General features: G+C 54.3%; 19 protein-coding genes and 1 pseudogene (1 of these 20 only partly in view). 14 read left to right on the forward strand and 6 right to left on the reverse strand.

All coding sequences use genetic code 11. The features are described 5' to 3' along the window. From JTI98_RS15865 to JTI98_RS21260, 8 genes and pseudogenes are all read left to right on the forward strand, one after another. A protein-coding gene (locus JTI98_RS15865; RefSeq protein WP_216081514.1) for a DMSO/selenate family reductase complex B subunit crosses the window boundary here: on the forward strand, positions 1-255 show its final stretch. 363 nt of this gene lie to the left of the window's left edge; 255 of the gene's 618 nt are visible here — the last part of the coding sequence; its start codon lies beyond the left edge, outside the window; it ends in the stop codon at positions 253-255. A gap of 1 nt (position 256) precedes the next feature. Next, positions 257-1,114 (forward strand): dimethyl sulfoxide reductase anchor subunit family protein, encoded by an 858-nt coding sequence (locus tag JTI98_RS15870; RefSeq protein WP_044328678.1) that lies wholly within the window; start codon positions 257-259, stop codon positions 1,112-1,114. A gap of 42 nt (positions 1,115-1,156) precedes the next feature. Then, positions 1,157-1,771 carry a Tat proofreading chaperone DmsD gene (dmsD, locus tag JTI98_RS15875; protein ID WP_044254600.1) on the forward strand — a complete coding sequence of 205 codons (615 nt, stop codon included), beginning with the start codon at positions 1,157-1,159 and terminating at the stop codon, positions 1,769-1,771. Positions 1,772-2,064: 293 nt separating this feature from the next. Then, positions 2,065-2,775: an osmoprotectant ABC transporter permease OsmY gene (osmY, locus tag JTI98_RS15880; protein ID WP_216081515.1), complete on the forward strand. Its 711-nt coding sequence runs from the start codon at positions 2,065-2,067 to the stop codon at positions 2,773-2,775. Between the two features lie 28 nt (positions 2,776-2,803). After that, a complete protein-coding gene (gene osmX / locus JTI98_RS15885) occupies positions 2,804-3,706 on the forward strand; it encodes an osmoprotectant ABC transporter substrate-binding protein OsmX (RefSeq protein ID WP_216081516.1) in 903 nt (300 codons plus the stop codon). A gap of 9 nt (positions 3,707-3,715) precedes the next feature. Next, entirely contained in the window at positions 3,716-4,363 is a 648-nt protein-coding gene (osmW, locus tag JTI98_RS15890; RefSeq protein ID WP_044327580.1) for an osmoprotectant ABC transporter permease OsmW, read from the forward strand. Continuing rightward, positions 4,363-5,508: an osmoprotectant ABC transporter ATP-binding protein OsmV gene (gene osmV / locus JTI98_RS15895; protein WP_043000755.1), complete on the forward strand. Its 1,146-nt coding sequence runs from the start codon at positions 4,363-4,365 to the stop codon at positions 5,506-5,508. Before osmW ends, osmV begins: the two co-directional genes overlap by 1 nt. Positions 5,509-5,513: 5 nt before the next feature. Then, a pseudogene (locus JTI98_RS21260) lies at positions 5,514-5,636 on the forward strand (hypothetical protein); the annotation flags it as partial. Here JTI98_RS21260 and bioD read toward each other — a convergent pair. The 3 genes from bioD to JTI98_RS15910 all read right to left on the reverse strand — a co-directional run bounded on the left by bioD (position 5,592) and on the right by JTI98_RS15910 (position 8,661). Then, on the reverse strand, positions 5,592-6,287 hold the full coding sequence (bioD, locus tag JTI98_RS15900; protein WP_043000756.1) for a dethiobiotin synthase: 696 nt from the start codon (positions 6,285-6,287) through the stop codon (positions 5,592-5,594). The pseudogene JTI98_RS21260 and the gene bioD overlap by 45 nt on opposite strands. A 125-nt stretch (positions 6,288-6,412) precedes the next feature. Then, positions 6,413-7,633 carry a sugar metabolism global transcriptional regulator Mlc gene (gene mlc / locus JTI98_RS15905; RefSeq protein ID WP_043000757.1) on the reverse strand — a complete coding sequence of 407 codons (1,221 nt, stop codon included), beginning with the start codon at positions 7,631-7,633 and terminating at the stop codon, positions 6,413-6,415. Positions 7,634-7,761: 128 nt separating this feature from the next. Beyond that, complete coding sequence (locus JTI98_RS15910) at positions 7,762-8,661, reverse strand: LysR family transcriptional regulator (RefSeq protein WP_058588036.1); 900 nt, start codon at positions 8,659-8,661, stop codon at positions 7,762-7,764. A 121-nt stretch (positions 8,662-8,782) separates the two neighbouring features. Between JTI98_RS15910 and JTI98_RS15915 the strand changes: the two genes are divergently transcribed. Continuing rightward, positions 8,783-10,036, forward strand: a complete 1,254-nt coding sequence (locus JTI98_RS15915; RefSeq protein ID WP_043000759.1) for an MFS transporter — start codon at positions 8,783-8,785, stop codon at positions 10,034-10,036. 53 nt (positions 10,037-10,089) lie between these two features. On the opposite strand, the gene JTI98_RS21475 is transcribed toward JTI98_RS15915, so the two are convergent. Further along, positions 10,090-10,260 (reverse strand): KPN_01571 family protein, encoded by a 171-nt coding sequence (locus JTI98_RS21475; RefSeq protein ID WP_216081517.1) that lies wholly within the window; start codon positions 10,258-10,260, stop codon positions 10,090-10,092. 54 nt (positions 10,261-10,314) lie between these two features. Here JTI98_RS21475 and JTI98_RS15925 point away from each other — a divergent pair, with 54 nt between their 5' ends. The 4 genes from JTI98_RS15925 (at position 10,315) to JTI98_RS15940 (ending at position 13,376) form a co-directional block, all read left to right on the forward strand. After that, a complete protein-coding gene (locus tag JTI98_RS15925; protein WP_058588035.1) occupies positions 10,315-11,799 on the forward strand; it encodes a carboxypeptidase M32 in 1,485 nt (494 codons plus the stop codon). 149 nt (positions 11,800-11,948) lie between these two features. Continuing rightward, the gene (asr, locus tag JTI98_RS15930; RefSeq protein ID WP_043000761.1) at positions 11,949-12,275 is read left to right on the forward strand and encodes an acid resistance repetitive basic protein Asr; all 327 of its coding nucleotides are present in this window, start codon (positions 11,949-11,951) and stop codon (positions 12,273-12,275) included. A gap of 94 nt (positions 12,276-12,369) precedes the next feature. Beyond that, on the forward strand, positions 12,370-12,453 hold the full coding sequence (locus JTI98_RS15935; protein WP_099434124.1) for a hypothetical protein: 84 nt from the start codon (positions 12,370-12,372) through the stop codon (positions 12,451-12,453). A 101-nt stretch (positions 12,454-12,554) separates the two neighbouring features. After that, entirely contained in the window at positions 12,555-13,376 is an 822-nt protein-coding gene (locus tag JTI98_RS15940) for a serine protease (RefSeq protein WP_044254610.1), read from the forward strand. A 39-nt stretch (positions 13,377-13,415) separates the two neighbouring features. Here the strand turns inward: JTI98_RS15940 and mdtI are convergent, their stop codons facing one another. Beyond that, complete coding sequence (gene mdtI / locus JTI98_RS15945; RefSeq protein WP_043000763.1) at positions 13,416-13,745, reverse strand: multidrug/spermidine efflux SMR transporter subunit MdtI; 330 nt, start codon at positions 13,743-13,745, stop codon at positions 13,416-13,418. Then, on the reverse strand, positions 13,732-14,094 hold the full coding sequence (gene mdtJ / locus JTI98_RS15950) for a multidrug/spermidine efflux SMR transporter subunit MdtJ (protein WP_058588034.1): 363 nt from the start codon (positions 14,092-14,094) through the stop codon (positions 13,732-13,734). The genes mdtI and mdtJ overlap by 14 nt, the downstream gene beginning before the upstream one ends. Positions 14,095-14,511: 417 nt before the next feature. Between mdtJ and JTI98_RS15955 the strand changes: the two genes are divergently transcribed. Continuing rightward, positions 14,512-15,546 (forward strand): AI-2E family transporter, encoded by a 1,035-nt coding sequence (locus tag JTI98_RS15955; RefSeq protein WP_044328206.1) that lies wholly within the window; start codon positions 14,512-14,514, stop codon positions 15,544-15,546. Positions 15,547-15,570: the final 24 nt, after the last annotated feature.

Consider the following 15,570-nt stretch of genomic DNA (forward strand, 5'->3'; position numbering starts at 1 on the left):
CACATGACCAAATGCGACGGCTGTCATGACCGGGTGGCGGAAGGCAAGAAACCAATCTGTGTCGAGTCTTGTCCGCTGCGTGCGCTGGATTTCGGTCCTGTCGACGAACTGCGTCAGAAACACGGCGATCTGGCGGCGGTTGCTCCGCTGCCTGGCGCGCACTTTACGAAGCCAAGTATTGTGATCAAACCGAATGCCAACAGCCGCCCGACCGGGGATACCACCGGTTATCTGGCGAATCCGAAGGAGGTGTAAAATGGGAAATGGATGGCATGAATGGCCGCTGGTGCTGTTTACCGTACTCGGCCAGTGCGTCGTAGGCGCGCTGATTGTTAGTGGACTTGGCTGGTTGGCAATGAAAGACGATGCCGCCGCCCGGCAACGTCTGGTTCGCAGCATGTTTTTCCTCTGGCTGGTGATGGGGCTGGGATTCCTGGCGTCAATCATGCACCTGGGGTCGCCGATGCGGGCATTTAACTCCCTCAATCGCATTGGCGCATCCGGGTTGAGTAATGAAATTGCCGCTGGCTCCGTCTTTTTCGCCGTAGGTGGAATCTGGTGGCTGGTCGCCGTTCTGGGTAAAATGCCGCTCGCGCTGGGGAAATTCTGGCTGCTGGTCAGCATGGTACTGGGGATCGTCTTCGTCTGGGCGATGACCCGCGTTTACCTGATTGATACCGTGCCGACCTGGTATACTGGCTATACGACGCTGGCGTTCTTCTTGACGGTGTTGCTCAGCGGCCCGCTGTTCGCAGCATTGCTGCTGCGGGCGTCCCGCGTCACCTTTAATGGTACCCTGTTTGCCAGTATCAGCGTGCTGGCCTTGCTGGTCAGCGTGGCGGTCATCGTCCTGCAGGGCATGTCGCTGGCAACCATTCACAGTTCGGTTCAGCAGGCTTCCGCGCTGGTGCCGGATTACGCCTCTCTGCAGGTATGGCACGTGGTGCTGGTCGCTGCCGGACTGGGCTGCTGGATCTGCCCGCTGGTACGCCGTAAAGAGCCGCATGTCGCCGGGTTGCTGTTGGGGCTGCTCCTCGTACTTGGCGGCGAAATCATTGGCCGCGGCCTGTTTTATGGCCTGCACATGACCGTCGGTATGGCGGTGGCAGGTTAACAAATCCGTGCGGGGAAACCCGCACTTTTCAGGATGTTTCAGATGACTGATTTTACTCAACGTGATGATTTTGCGATGACGGCACGCGTGCTGGGGGCGCTGTTTTACTATGCCCCCGACAGCGCCGAAGCCGCGCCTCTGGTGTCAGCGTTAACCGCTGATGACTGGCAGACACAATGGCCGCTGGCAGCGGAAACCCTGTCCCCGCTGGCAACGGACTTTACACGCGTCAGCGATGAGTCACTTCCCGAGGCATTCCAGCGCCTGTTCGTGGGACCCTACGCGTTACCGTCGCCGCCCTGGGGATCGGTCTGGCTAGATCGTGAAAATGTCCTGTTTGGCGAATCGACGCTGGCCCTGCGTCAGTGGATGCGCGACAACGGTATTCACGTCGAGACAGAGCAGAACGAACCCGAAGATCATTTCGGCTCGTTATTGCTGATGGCGGCATGGCTGGCGGAAAGTGGCCGACACAGCGAATGCGAACAACTGCTGGCTTGGCATCTGTTCCCCTGGTCATTCCGCTTTCTCGACGTGTTCATTGAGAACGCCGGACATCCTTTTTATCAGGCGCTTGGTGAACTGGCCCGCCATACTCTGGCACAGTGGCAGTCTCAGTTATTGATGCCGATCGCGGAAAAAACGCTGTTCCGCTAACGTTTATAAGGCAGGTTTTTCCTGCCTTTTCTGATACCTGCATTATTTTTAATTGTTACAGCGTCACTTTTTATCAGCGTTTTTAAGACAATTCTTTACATACCCTGCTTATCCTTTACGGCATAAGGCCAAATCGCGTTTGGCGATTAATCGTCTGCGTATCTAATTCACCTTCCCGCTGGAATCCTTCCCACCCTGTTGCTATAGCTCAAAACACCCTGCCAAACCATGGCATAACAACATGCGACGATTTTTCGCCGCCATAACGCATGCAAACAGGGAGACACACTGCAATGCACACATCCACGTTAACCCGCGTGCTGGGCTTTAGTATTGCCATCATTCTGCTACTGGCGCTGCTGGTATGGGGAATTGGCATCGATACCCTCAAATCGCGTCAGGTTGATTTGCTTTATCTCGGTCAACAGCACCTGATTTTGGTCCTTACCTCGATGTTTTTTGCCCTGCTGGTCGGTATTCCAAGCGGTATTTTGCTTAGTCGCCCCGCCGCCCGCGGTATTGCCGAATATGTCATGCAGATCTTCAATATTGGCAATACACTGCCCCCGCTGGCCGTTCTCGCGCTGGCGATGGTGATTATCGGCATTGGTGACATGCCTGCCATCGTTGCGCTGTTTCTGGCGTCGTTGCTCCCGATTGTGCGTAACACCTGGGCAGGATTGAGTTCTGTACCGTCGTCGCTGATTGAAGCGGCAAAAGGCATCGGTATGACGAAATGGCAACGGTTGCGTCAGGTAGAAATCCCCAACGCCTGGCCGGTAATACTTTCCGGGATTCGCATTGCCACGGCGATCAACGTCGGTACTGCCCCGCTGGCGTTTCTGATTGGCGCCAGCAGCTACGGCGAATTGATTTTCCCTGGCATCTATCTTAACGACTTCCCGACATTGATTCTGGGAGCCACCGCCACCGCGCTATTCGCCCTGATCCTCGACAGTCTGCTCGCCTGGCTTGGGCGCGTCCTGAGCCCCCATACGGCCTGATGGCAATGATAAGAACAAGGAGCGCTAAATGAATCTCAAGAAAAAATGGCTGGGATGGTTCGCCGCCGCGCTGTTCATCAGCACCCAGGCTCAGGCGGCCCCGATTATTCTTGCCACCAAAAGTTTTACCGAGCAGCACATTCTCTCGGCAATGACCGTTCAGTATCTGCAAAAAAAGGGATTTCAGGTTCAGCCGCAGACCAATATCGCCACAGTGATTTCGCGTAATGCAATGATCAATAAACAGATTGATATGACATGGGAATACACCGGCACTTCACTGATTATTTTCAACCACATCAATAAGCGAATGAACCCGCAGGAGTCATACGACACGGTAAAACGCCTTGATGCCAAACTGGGACTGGTATGGCTGAAACCGGCAGATATGAACAACACCTACGCCTTCGCCATGCAGCGCAAACGTGCCGAAGCGGAGAACATCAACACCATGTCGGAGATGGTGGCGAAAATTGAACACATTCGCCAGACCGATCCCGATAACAACTGGCTGCTGGGTCTCGACCTGGAATTTGCCGGACGTAGCGACGGAATGAAGCCGTTGCAGCAGGCCTATCAGATGGATCTCGACCGGCCGCAAATCCGCCAGATGGACCCCGGACTGGTTTACAACGCCGTACGTGATGGCTTTGTTGACGCTGGTCTCATCTACACCACTGACGGCCGTGTGAAAGGGTTTGATCTCAAAGTACTGGAGGATGATAAGGGCTTCTTCCCAAGTTACGCTGTCACGCCGGTGGTGCGTAAAGAGACGCTGGAAGCCCATCCGGGACTTGCTGAGGCGCTCAATACCCTCTCGGCCCAGTTGAACAATGACGTGATCAGTTCGCTGAATGCGAAGGTCGATATCGATCACCAGTCACCTCAGCAGGTTGCTCGTGAATTCCTGCAACAAAAGAACCTGCTGTAAGGAGCGCATATGGATACGATTCACTACATGATGGATAACGCGGGTTATCTGGCGATGCTCACCTATCAGCATCTGTGGCTAGTGGCGCTGGCGGTTGGGTTGGCGATTGTGATTGGCGTGCCGCTGGGGATCCTGATTGTCCGCCACAAATGGCTGGCAACGCCGGTGTTAAGCGTCGCGACGCTGCTGCTGACGATTCCCTCTATCGCCCTATTCGGGTTGATGATCCCCCTGTTTTCGCTGATTGGTCACGGAATTGGCGCACTGCCCGCCATTACCGCCGTGTTTCTTTACTCGCTGCTGCCTATCGTGCGTAACACCCATACCGCGCTGGACAACCTCCCGCCGGGCTTACGCGAAGCGGGTCGCGGTATCGGCATGACCTTCTTGCAGCGCCTGCGTTGGGTGGAGATCCCGATGGCATTACCGGTGATTTTCGGCGGTATCCGCACCGCCGTGGTCATGAATATCGGCGTCATGGCAATTGCCGCGGTGATCGGCGCAGGCGGCCTGGGATTACTGTTACTGAACGGCATCGGCGGCAGCGACATTCGCATGCTGATTGCCGGTGCATTGATGATTTGTTTTTTAGCGATTGTGCTCGACTGGCTGTTACACCGCCTGCAAGTCGTTCTGACACCTAAGGGGATACGATAATGATAAAACTGGAAAACCTCACCAAACAATTTTCACAGAAAAAGGGTCAGCCGCTGAAGGCCGTCGATAACGTTAATCTGAACGTGCCGGAGGGAGAAATGTGTGTTCTGCTGGGGCCGTCGGGCTGCGGTAAGACCACCACCCTGAAGATGATTAACCGCCTGATTACCCCGAGCAGTGGCAACATCCTGATAAACGGTGAAAATACCAATGAGATGGATACCGTGACCCTGCGCCGTAATATTGGCTATGTGATCCAACAGATTGGCCTGTTTCCCAATATGACGATTGAAGAGAACATCACGGTCGTCCCCCGCATGCTGGGCTGGGACAAAGCCCGCTGTAAAAGCCGCGCCGAAGAATTAATGGAAATGGTGGCGATGGATGCCAAAAAGTTTCTGCATCGCTATCCGAAAGAAATGTCCGGCGGTCAGCAACAGCGTATTGGCGTGATTCGCGCCCTGGCGGCGGATCCGCCGGTCCTGCTGATGGACGAGCCGTTTGGCGCCGTCGACCCCATCAACCGCGAAGTGATCCAGAATCAGTTCCTTGAGATGCAACGTGCGCTGAAAAAAACCGTGATGCTGGTGAGTCATGATATCGATGAGGCGCTGAAACTTGGCGATCGCATTGCCGTGTTCCGTCAGGGACGGATTGTCCAGTGCGCCAGCCCCGATGAACTGCTGGCCAAACCGGCCAACGATTTTGTCGGTTCATTCGTCGGTCAGGACCGCACGCTTAAGCGTCTGCTGCTGGTTTCGGCGGGCGATGTGACCGATCAACAACCGACGCTGACTGCTCAGCCGTCCACGTCGCTGAAGGAAGCCTTTGGCATTATGGATGACAACGATATTCGCGCCATTACGGTGGTGGATGGCGAAGGAAAACCACTGGGCTTTGTGAAACGTCGCGAGGCGCGCCAGGCAAGCGGCACCTGCGCAGATATCCTTCATCCCTTCCGCATTACCGGTAAAGCCGAAGATAACCTGCGGATTGTGCTCTCCAAACTGTATGAAAGTAATACCAGTTGGATGCCGATCGTTGACGAGGAAGGACGCTACAACGGTGAGATCTCACAGGATTACATCGCCGATTATCTCAGCTCAGGACGCACCCGCCGGGCGTTGAACATTCACGAAGAGTGAGGGGTTGTGAAATGACCGGGGAGTATCGTCTGCTCCCCGGTTTATTGAAGGCCTGGGTGTTTGCGTCTGTCCTGTCGGGAACGTTACGCCATGATTCTGTCAACCGACAGCACGCTACCCAGCATTGACAGGCGAATGTACTGTCCGAGTTCACGCTGCTCGGCACGCGGTAAATAAGGCAGTTCGCCAATCAGCGGTGCTGGCAGTTTTTTGCTCAGTACATCGATAATCTCTGCGTAATGTGCCAGACCCGGATTAATACGGTTAGCGACCCAACCGATCAGCGGTAAACCGTCATTGGCGATCGCCTGAGCCGTCAGCAGCGCATGGTTAATACAGCCTTCCTGAATACCGACCACCATCAACACCGGTAACTGCTCCTGCACCACCCATTCGGACAGTGGACGCAGATCGTTCATCAGGCTGCGCCAGCCACCCGTGCCTTCAACCACGACATGATCAACCTTTTCGCTCAGGCTAGCCAGCCCGTTAGAAAGCAATGTGTAATTGATTGGGCCACTGTGGGCCACGCTACTTTCATCTTCGCTCAGGGCGATGGGGTTAACCGCCTCATAGGGTAATTCCAGCGTCGACACACTTTGCAGCACCAGCGCATCCCGGTTGCGTAACCCTTCGGGCGTCTCTTTGCTGCTCTTCGCAACCGGTTTATATCCCGCAACGCTTTTCCCTCCCGACGCTAACGCTTGTAGCAATGCGCGGGAAACAACCGTCTTCCCAACAGAAGTGTCTGTACCTGTAATAAAGAAACGCTTCAGCATCACCAACTCCACCGTTATGCTTCGAAAATATAAGCCAGGAAAATAATACAGTGGAGAAAGTCTAAGGTATGCCCGGTGGAATCAGCTTGAGTTAGCGCAATTTTTGGTAGAACAGTTAAAAAATGTTAACCCTGTAATAGACGAATCAACAAAGAACCATTATACATCGCGTCTTTTACCAGCGCGGCTCCCGCCATTGTCCCCTGATTAGAAAACTGTGTGCTCTCAACGACCATATTTTTACTGTAGGCCGGTAGCGCCTGCTGGCGGATGCTGTCCGCAATCGCCGGAAACAACACGTCTGCGGCTTTACTGAGCGGCGATCCAATCAGTATTTTTTGCGGATTGAACAGATTGACCATAATGGCAAGGATACGGCCAACGTGGGTCCCCACGCCGCTGATAATGTCTTTTGCCAGCAAATCACCCTGCAACGCCGCCTGACACAGCGAATCGACCGTCAACGGCTGGCCGTGAAGCGAAGAGCTCATGGATTGCGCCAGTCGCAGTTGCGCCAGCTCCAGCACACTTTCCACGCTGGCGATGGTTTCCAGACAGCCGTGGTTGCCGCAGTAGCAGCGTTTTCCGTAAGGATCGACCTGAGTGTGGCCAATCTCCACCAGGCTGCTGCTACCCGCATGCAGTAAATGACCGTCGGTAATCACCCCGGCGCCAACGTTATGATCGATGACCACCTGAATGACATCGCGCGCACCGCGGGACGCGCCAAACAGCGCCTCTGCCATCGTCCAGGCGCTGATATCATGCTGAATGTAGACCGGCACGCCGGTGTGCTGCGCCAGCGTATCACCGAGCGGCATCTCTTTCACATCGGCATAAAACGGCATACGATGCACGATCCCATTCTCGGTATCGATAATGCCGGGTAAGGTAATGGCAATGGAAGTCAGACGTTCGAGCTTCTGCTGATGACGAATAAAAAACTGATCGACCAGCGTGACAATACGCGCCAGCAACGGCGTTTCATCGTTGAGCGGCAGTTCAAGACAGTCTTCCACGACCAGCTTGCTGCTGAGATCGCGCAGGGCGAGAAAGATTTCTCCACGACTGATGCGAAGGGACAGATAGTGCCAGGCTTCGGTTTCCACCACCAGCCCCACTGCCGGGCGTCCGCGACTCCCCGCTTCTTTAATTTCCAGTTCCTGGACCAGATGCGCTTCCAGCATTTCACGCACAATCTTCGTGATACTGGCGGGTGCCAGTTGCGCAAGACGCGAAAGATCAATACGCGATACCGGTCCCAGCTGATCAATCAGCCGATAAACGGCGCCCGCATTGGTCTGCTTTATTTGATCGATGTGCCCAGGCTGACTATCAGCAACCACCTCTGACTCCCTTTATTTTCGCGCTCCGAAATAATCTGTAGGCTATGGTGAAGCACTTCAATACACAACGTCAACTTTTTACTTAGCCGTGTGATTAACTGCACATTTTCAGCCGTTATTAAATTAATTTAAGCGTTCCTGACGGCCTGAATTAATTGCTGACGAAAGCGTAGCGCCGCCTGGCTTGGTTCATGATGCGCTGACCAGACCAGCCACATTTCCGAAACCGCATCGTCTTCCGCAATCGGTACCCAACACATCTCATTGAGCTGCACTTTTTTAAACGAGGCCGGAAGGATCGACACCCCTAATCCGGCAGCGACCAGCCCAATGATCGTCATTGCTTCACCGACCTCCTGGGTAATCACCGGCGTCAAATGGTAACGGCGCATCATGCCGAGAATATCGTCATAAAGACCCGTTCCGACGTGCGGGTCAAAGAAGACAAACGGCTCTTTCGCCAGTTCGGCCAGCGTCACCACCGGCTTTTGCGAAAGCGGGAAAACCCTGGGGATCATCGCCATCAGCGGTTCATGCAAAATCACCTCATGATGCAAGCTCTCTGGCAACGGGGTATTGCGCATCAGGCCCAGATCCAGCGCCCCTTCGCTCAGCGGCGCCAGCTGTTCGCGGGTATTCATCTCGCGGGTCTGCAAATGCATATCCGGGTATTTCTGGCGGAACAGCGACAGGGTATCCGACACCGCGCGGATAAACGGTGCCGACGAGGTAAAACCGATGCGCAGCTCTCCGGCTTCCCCCTGATGCAGACGCTCCGCACGGGCGGCGGCATCATTGACCAAACCAAGGATCTGCCGACTGTCGGCGAGAAATTGCTTGCCAGCGGCGGTCAGGGCGACACTACGGTTAGTTCTCGCGAGCAGGCGAGCCCCGACCTGCTGCTCAAGCATCTGTATTTGCTGGCTCAGCGGTGGCTGCGAAATGTTCAGTCGGGTTGCGGCGCGCCCAAAATGCAGTTCTTCCGCCACGGCAACAAAGTAACGAAGGTGACGCAGTTCAATATTCATATTTTAAACGTATTATTTGAGACTATTAATATATTAGACAGAATAATGAGATTTTCCTACTCTACTCAACAAGGTTATGCCCGTCCCCTCAAAACACGGGTTTGTTGCGCAAGGATTTCCAGTGAGTCGTACTACTACTGTCAATGACGCGACGGCGAGCGATATTGACGACCAACGCATTTCTCAGCCGGTTCAGTTTATTCAACGCGGTACTTCTGCCTTTATGCGCGTCACGCTGGCGCTCTTTTCTGCCGGACTGGCGACTTTCGCCCTGCTGTACTGCGTCCAGCCTATTCTGCCGGTGTTGTCCCATGAGTTTGGCGTATCTCCCGCCAGCAGCAGTATTTCACTGTCGATCTCCACCGGAATGTTAGCCGTTGGTCTGCTGTTTACCGGTCCGCTTTCTGATGCCATCGGGCGCAAGCCGGTGATGGTGACCGCGTTGCTGCTCGCCTCCTGCTGTACGTTGCTCTCGACAATGATGACCAGCTGGCATGGCATTCTGGTGATGCGCGCGCTGATCGGCCTTTCACTCAGCGGCGTGGCGGCGGTCGGGATGACCTATCTGAGTGAGGAGATTCACCCCAGTTTTGTCGCGTTTTCAATGGGGTTGTACATCAGCGGCAACTCGATTGGCGGGATGAGCGGACGTCTGATTAGCGGCGTGTTTACCGATTTCTTTAGCTGGCGTATTGCGCTGGCTGCTATTGGCTGCTTTGCGCTGGCATCAGCCCTGATGTTCTGGAAAATACTGCCAGAATCACGCCACTTCCGGCCCACGTCGCTGCGCCCCAAAACGCTGTTTATTAATTTCCGGATCCACTGGCGCGACCAGGGACTGCCGCTGCTGTTTGCCGAAGGTTTTCTGTTGATGGGGTCGTTCGTCACCCTGTTTAACTACATCGGCTATCGTCTGATGCTTTCACCGTGGGAACTCAGTCAGGCTGTGGTCGGTTTGCTTTCCGTCGCCTATCTGACCGGAACCTGGAGTTCACCGAAAGCTGGTTCGATGACGGTACGTTACGGGCGCGGTCCGGTGATGCTCTTTTCCACCGTCGTGATGCTGTTCGGTTTGTTAATGACGTTGTTCAGTTCGCTGTGGCTGATTTTCGCCGGAATGCTGCTCTTTTCAGCCGGATTCTTTGGCGCGCATTCGGTGGCCAGTAGCTGGATTGGGCCGCGTGCGCGTCGCGCCAAAGGCCAGGCCTCTTCGCTGTATCTGTTCAGCTATTATCTGGGGTCCAGTATCGCCGGTACGCTCGGCGGTGTGTTCTGGCATAACTATGGCTGGAACGGCGTCGGGGGATTTATCGCGATTATGCTGGTACTGGCTATTCTGGTCGGCACACGACTGCATCACCGTCTTCACGTCTAGTCTGAAAGAAAAGCCCGGGCTCACCGGGCTTCTCGCCTCTCAACCAACAGTGGTTACCACATTCCTAAGATTGATGAAAAGCCCATCAATTCTCTGACGGCATCCAGTGCCAGAAGAGCAAAGACAACCCAGTGGAGTGGATTCATTTTGCTGTGTGTGTTTATTGTTATTGAACGGGTACGATGTTCCCGTTGGCTACTATAAAAAAGGCTATCGATAAACATAACTACCCATTATGGTGGGGGAACTCAACCCGCCTGTTACGTCGAAGAGGTTACATGGACAACAAAAACTATCAACAACTTACCCGCACCTTCCTGCGTCTCTCTCGCTTCTCGCACCTCTCCGCCATCGCCAGTTGGGATATGTTCGCCATGATGCCACCCGGCGGCAGTGCGGCGCGGGGTGAAGCGCTGGCGGAACTGAGCGTTCTGGAACATCAAATCCTGACCGAACCGAAAGTGGCGCAATGGCTTGCCGCTGCCGCCCAGGAGGATCTCAATGATGTGGAACAGGCCAATCTGCGGGAAATGACGCGTCTGCATACCCAGGCCGCGTTGTTACCGGAGTCGTTGGTGGAGGCCAAATCTCTCGCCGGCAGTCGCTGTGAGCACGCCTGGCGCAGTCAGCGTCCTGCCAACGACTGGCAGGGATTCTCTGCGAATTTAAAAGAAGTCGTGAAACTGAGCCGCGAAGAGGCCAGACTGCGCGCCGACGTGAAAGGTTGTTCTCCCTATGACGCGCTGCTGGACATTTACGAGCCGGACATGACCAGCGCGCAGCTGGACGGCCTGTTTGCCGATCTCAAATCGTGGCTGCCGGATCTGCTTAACCGCGTGGTTGCCCGCCAGTCGCCGCAGTCGCTGATTGCCCCTGTTGGCCCCTTCCCAACTGCCGTTCAGCGCGAACTGGGACTGGAGACAATGTCTGTACTCGGTTTCGATTTTAACGCCGGTCGCCTCGACATCAGCACACATCCATTCTGCGGCGGCGTGCCGGAAGATGTGCGCATCACGACGCGCTATGACGAAAACGAATTACTCAGCGCCCTGTTTGGCGTGATCCACGAAACCGGCCACGCCCGCTATGAGCAAAACCTGCCGCGTAACTGGCTGGGTCAGCCCGTCGCCCTTGCCCGTTCCACCGCGATCCACGAATCCCAGAGTCTGTTTTTTGAAATGCAGGTAGGACGCAGCAATGCGTTTTTAAGGCGGCTGCTACCTGCCGTGAAGCGTTATTTTGGCGATCAGGCTGCCTTTGAAGAGCAAAACTTCATCGCCTGGAACCAGCGAGTGAAACCCGGTTTTATCCGCGTGGATGCGGATGAAGTCAGCTACCCGGCGCACGTCATTCTGCGCTATGAGATTGAGCGCGCATTGATCAATGGCGATATTGAGGTGGACGACATTCCGGCGCTGTGGGACGAAAAAATGCAGACCTGGCTGGGCCTGTCAACAAAAGGGAACTATCGCGACGGCTGCATGCAGGACATTCACTGGACTGACGGCGGGTTTGGTTACTTCCCTTCTTACACGCTGGGCGCGATGTATGCCGCACAGTTGTTCAGCGCCGCGAATCGTGCATTGCCGGATCTCAGTCAGCAGATTGCGGGCGGCGATTTCAGCGCCTTGTTTGACTGGCTGCAACAGAACATCTGGCAGCACGGCAGTCGCTTTACCACGGCGCAGCTGATTACTCAGGCTACCGGAGAAGCATTGAGCAGCCGTCATTTCCGCGCCCATCTTGAATCTCGCTATCTGTAAATCCCCTCGCCGGGCCGCTGCGCCCGGCGTTGTACATATCGTTACACGCCGAAACCAATGACTCACGGAAGTGCACAGCATCCAGCGATATAGTGATTTCAACGGCCCCGCAGTGGGGTTGAATGAAAAACCAAATCGAGGGTATGAGAATGAAAAAAGTATTAGCTCTGGTTGTTGCCGCTGCTATGGGTCTGTCTTCTGCGGCGTTTGCGGCTGACACTACATCAACTGCACCGGCTGCAGCGCCTGCTGCAAAAGCGGCGCCGGCCAAAACCACACATCATAAAAAACATCACAAAGCGACTACCGAGAAAGCGCCAGAACAAAAAGCGCAGGCCGCGAAAAAACACGTGAAAAAAGCCAAAGCCACGACTGAGCAAAAGGCCCCTGAACAGAAAGCTCAAGCCGCTAAAAAGCACACCAAAAAACACAGCCAGAAACCGGCCGCTAAGCCTGCCGCTCAACCGGCTGCTTAAATCCTGTCTGTGTAAACTGGCGCGAACCCTTGCGCCATTCTTCAACGGCGCTGAACGCTTTCCCGGTTTAGCGCCGTCTTTTTCGGAGGGTAACATGGTGCGCCGTTATCGCTTTGAGTTCATCCTTATCACGCTTATTTTATGTGCGCTCATAGCCGCCCGCTTTTATCTTTCCTGATCGTAGTACTCTGATTTTTCTCTCACTTTTACGCCGTTACGTCTATAGTAATTACTGAGGGTTCTCTTTTAATAATCATAATTACCCACACAGAGTGTGATATGCGTAAAACCGTTACTGTATTACTGGGTTCGTTGTGCTTTTCATCGGGTATTGCGCATGCGGATAAGCCTGACGCGGATACCGGGACCAGTGAAATCAAAACGTTATTTTTTGGTCAGGACGATCGCGCGCCGGTAAGCGATCCTACTCAATCGCCGTGGGATGCCATCGGACAACTGGAAACCGCCAGCGGTAACCTCTGCACCGCGACGCTCATCTCCCCGCATCTGGCGCTCACTGCCGGACATTGCTTGTTAACGCCGCCAAAAGGGAAACCGGATAAAGCCGTCGTCCTGCGTTTTGTCTCGAAAAAAGGTCTCTGGCGTTATGAAATTCACGGTATTGAAGGCCGGGTGGATCCCGGTCTGGGAAAACGTCTGAAGCCCGATGGCGACGGCTGGATTGTGCCACCAGCAGCCGCGTCATGGGACTTTGGCCTGATCGTTCTGCGCTATCCCCCTTCCGGCATCACGCCGTTACCGTTGTTTGAGGGCGATAAAGCGGCACTAACCGCCGCACTCAAAGAGGCCGGACGCAAGGTCACGCAGTCGGGGTATCCGGAAGATCATCTGGATACGCTCTATTCTCATCAGGATTGTATCGTCACCGGCTGGGCGCAAAGTTCGGTGTTATCTCACCAGTGCGACACGCTGCCGGGCGACAGCGGTTCACCGCTGATGCTGAAAACCGAGGCGGGCTGGCAGTTAATCGGCGTTCAGAGTTCCGCCCCGGCGGCGAAAGATCGCTGGCGCGCAGATAACCGGGCGATCTCGGTGACGGGATTTCGGGAAAAACTGGATGCGCTGGCCGGGGAACAATAAGGCGCATTGTACTGCCCGCGAATCGCGGGCAGCGATACATCAGGCCAGTTTAATCATCACCATGCCAGCCAGCAGCAGCACAACGCCGATCCAGCCTTTATGATTCAGACGTTGCCCGAACAGTATCCATCCGGCAGCCAGCGTCGCGGCGATACCAAATCCCCCCCACAGCGCGTAGGCAACGGACAGGTCAATGCCCTTTACCGCCTGTGAAAGCGCACTGAAGGCGGCGAGTACCGCGACCAGCGAGAGAATGCCGTACAATTTCCGACGAAAGCCGTCAGAGAATTTTAAAAAGACGTTGGCGATAATTTCCAGCACGATCGCCATCCCTAACCAGGCGGCGTGAACCCATTCAAACTGTTGCATGGGTCACCTCTTTCGTTGACTGACGCGCCTTGCGGGTACCGGATTTGATCAACACGATCCCCACTACCAGCGTCACCAGACCGGCAATTTTCATGACCGACAGCGGCTCATCAAATAACAACACGCTAAACAGCGTAATAAATAAAATACCGATCCCTTCCCACAATGCGTAAGCCACACCGAGGGCGATTTTTTTAACGGCAAAAGAGAGGAAAATATACGAGGCGGCGATCATCACCAGCATTAAAATAAACCCGCTGTTGTCATCGCTTACGCTTGCCCATTTCATCGACAATGTGCCGGTAATTTCAGCGGCAATCGCCAGACCTAATAAAATCCAGTAAAACATGGTGCTTCTCCTGCTTGAGAATATAATCCTGTGGGCTTGCACAACGCTGCAAACCAGAAAATAAAATCAGTTAGCCAGACGCGTAGCGTCAGCTCGAACAGAAGAAGGGACTAAAGCGCGTTGCGCCAGTGCTGCTCACCTGCAAGCAGGAAAGAGGAGGAAGTGCGAAGAAGAATTTGTGTAGAAAAAAACGTCCTGAACATATTGTCCATAATATTACAATTATCCGCAGTGTTGCTTCTCGTCATCGCGGATGATAATTGTCCTCGGTAGTTGAACACGCCTGATTTGTATCATAGGCCAGGAATTAACTCAAAACCTTTTCACTTCTTTACCCGAATCGTTTGATTTTTCACAGGACGATTCGATCACAATCACATTATTATACGCGGCAAGCAAAAAAATACAGGACGCTCCATGGCAAAACCAATCATCACGCTGAACGGTCTTAAGATCGTCATTATGCTGGGAATGCTGGTGATCATTCTTACCGGTATCCGCTTTGCGGCAGATATTATTGTGCCATTTATTCTGGCGTTATTTATTGCCGTCGTCCTTAGCCCGCTGGTACAGCGGATGGTGAAACTGCGCGTTCCACGCGTGCTGGCGATATCCTTGCTGGTGATCATCATCGTCATGGCGATGGTGTTACTGCTGGCTTACCTCGGAACGTCCCTCAACGAACTGGCGCGCACCCTGCCCCAGTATCGTTCCTCACTGGTCATTCCGCTGAAAAACCTCGAGCCCTGGCTGGTCCGCTTAGGCATCGGCGTCTCCGTGGATGAGATGGTGAAGTATATTGATCCCAACGCGGCGATGACCCTGATCACCAATTTGCTGGCGCAATTAACCAATGCCATGTCATCGATATTTTTACTCCTGCTGACGGTGGTCTTTATGCTGCTGGAAGTGCCGCAACTCCCCACTAAATTCCAGCAGATTATGGTCCGTCCGGTCGAGGGGATGGCCGCCATTCAGCGCGCCATTGATAGCGTATCGCACTATCTGGTGCTGAAAACGGCAATCAGTCTGGTCACCGGACTGGTGGTCTGGGGCATGCTGTCGGCACTGGACGTTCGATTCGCCTTTATCTGGGGGCTGTTGGCCTTTGCACTCAACTACATCCCAAACATTGGTTCAGTGCTGGCGGCGATCCCGCCCATCATTCAGGTGTTGGCGTTTGGTGGCCTGTACGATGCGCTGGTGGTGCTGGCAGGCTATCTGATCATCAACCTGGTGTTCGGCAACATCCTTGAACCACGCATCATGGGACGCGGTCTGGGGCTCTCTACGCTGGTGGTGTTTCTGTCGTTGATCTTCTGGGGTTGGCTGCTGGGTCCGGTGGGGATGCTGCTTTCGGTACCGCTGACCATTATCGTCAAGATTGCGCTGGAACAATCCGTTGGTGGGCAAAGTATTGCCATTCTGTTAGGCGATGCAAATAAAATGTGACCGACGTAAAAACGGCCTCCGCAG

Source organism: Citrobacter sp. MGH 55 (assembly GCF_016906145.1).
GTDB classification, from domain to species: domain Bacteria; phylum Pseudomonadota; class Gammaproteobacteria; order Enterobacterales; family Enterobacteriaceae; genus Citrobacter_A; species Citrobacter_A amalonaticus.

Excerpts from the sequence above, each read along its gene's own strand:
- JTI98_RS15925 (WP_058588035.1), top strand. The coding sequence starts at position 10,315 with ATGGACAACAAAAACTATCAACAACTTACCCGCACCTTCCTGCGTCTC.
- bioD (WP_043000756.1), bottom strand. The coding sequence starts at position 6,287 with ATGCTGAAGCGTTTCTTTATTACAGGTACAGACACTTCTGTTGGGAAG.
- JTI98_RS15940 (WP_044254610.1), top strand. The coding sequence starts at position 12,555 with ATGCGTAAAACCGTTACTGTATTACTGGGTTCGTTGTGCTTTTCATCG.
- osmW (WP_044327580.1), top strand. The coding sequence starts at position 3,716 with ATGGATACGATTCACTACATGATGGATAACGCGGGTTATCTGGCGATG.
- JTI98_RS15955 (WP_044328206.1), top strand. The coding sequence starts at position 14,512 with ATGGCAAAACCAATCATCACGCTGAACGGTCTTAAGATCGTCATTATG.
- JTI98_RS15935 (WP_099434124.1), top strand. The coding sequence starts at position 12,370 with ATGGTGCGCCGTTATCGCTTTGAGTTCATCCTTATCACGCTTATTTTA.
- osmX (WP_216081516.1), top strand. The coding sequence starts at position 2,804 with ATGAATCTCAAGAAAAAATGGCTGGGATGGTTCGCCGCCGCGCTGTTC.
- dmsD (WP_044254600.1), top strand. The coding sequence starts at position 1,157 with ATGACTGATTTTACTCAACGTGATGATTTTGCGATGACGGCACGCGTG.
- asr (WP_043000761.1), top strand. The coding sequence starts at position 11,949 with ATGAAAAAAGTATTAGCTCTGGTTGTTGCCGCTGCTATGGGTCTGTCT.
- JTI98_RS21475 (WP_216081517.1), bottom strand. The coding sequence starts at position 10,260 with ATGTTTATCGATAGCCTTTTTTATAGTAGCCAACGGGAACATCGTACC.
- JTI98_RS15870 (WP_044328678.1), top strand. The coding sequence starts at position 257 with ATGGGAAATGGATGGCATGAATGGCCGCTGGTGCTGTTTACCGTACTC.
- JTI98_RS15910 (WP_058588036.1), bottom strand. The coding sequence starts at position 8,661 with ATGAATATTGAACTGCGTCACCTTCGTTACTTTGTTGCCGTGGCGGAA.
- mdtJ (WP_058588034.1), bottom strand. The coding sequence starts at position 14,094 with ATGTTTTACTGGATTTTATTAGGTCTGGCGATTGCCGCTGAAATTACC.
- osmV (WP_043000755.1), top strand. The coding sequence starts at position 4,363 with ATGATAAAACTGGAAAACCTCACCAAACAATTTTCACAGAAAAAGGGT.
- osmY (WP_216081515.1), top strand. The coding sequence starts at position 2,065 with ATGCACACATCCACGTTAACCCGCGTGCTGGGCTTTAGTATTGCCATC.
- mdtI (WP_043000763.1), bottom strand. The coding sequence starts at position 13,745 with ATGCAACAGTTTGAATGGGTTCACGCCGCCTGGTTAGGGATGGCGATC.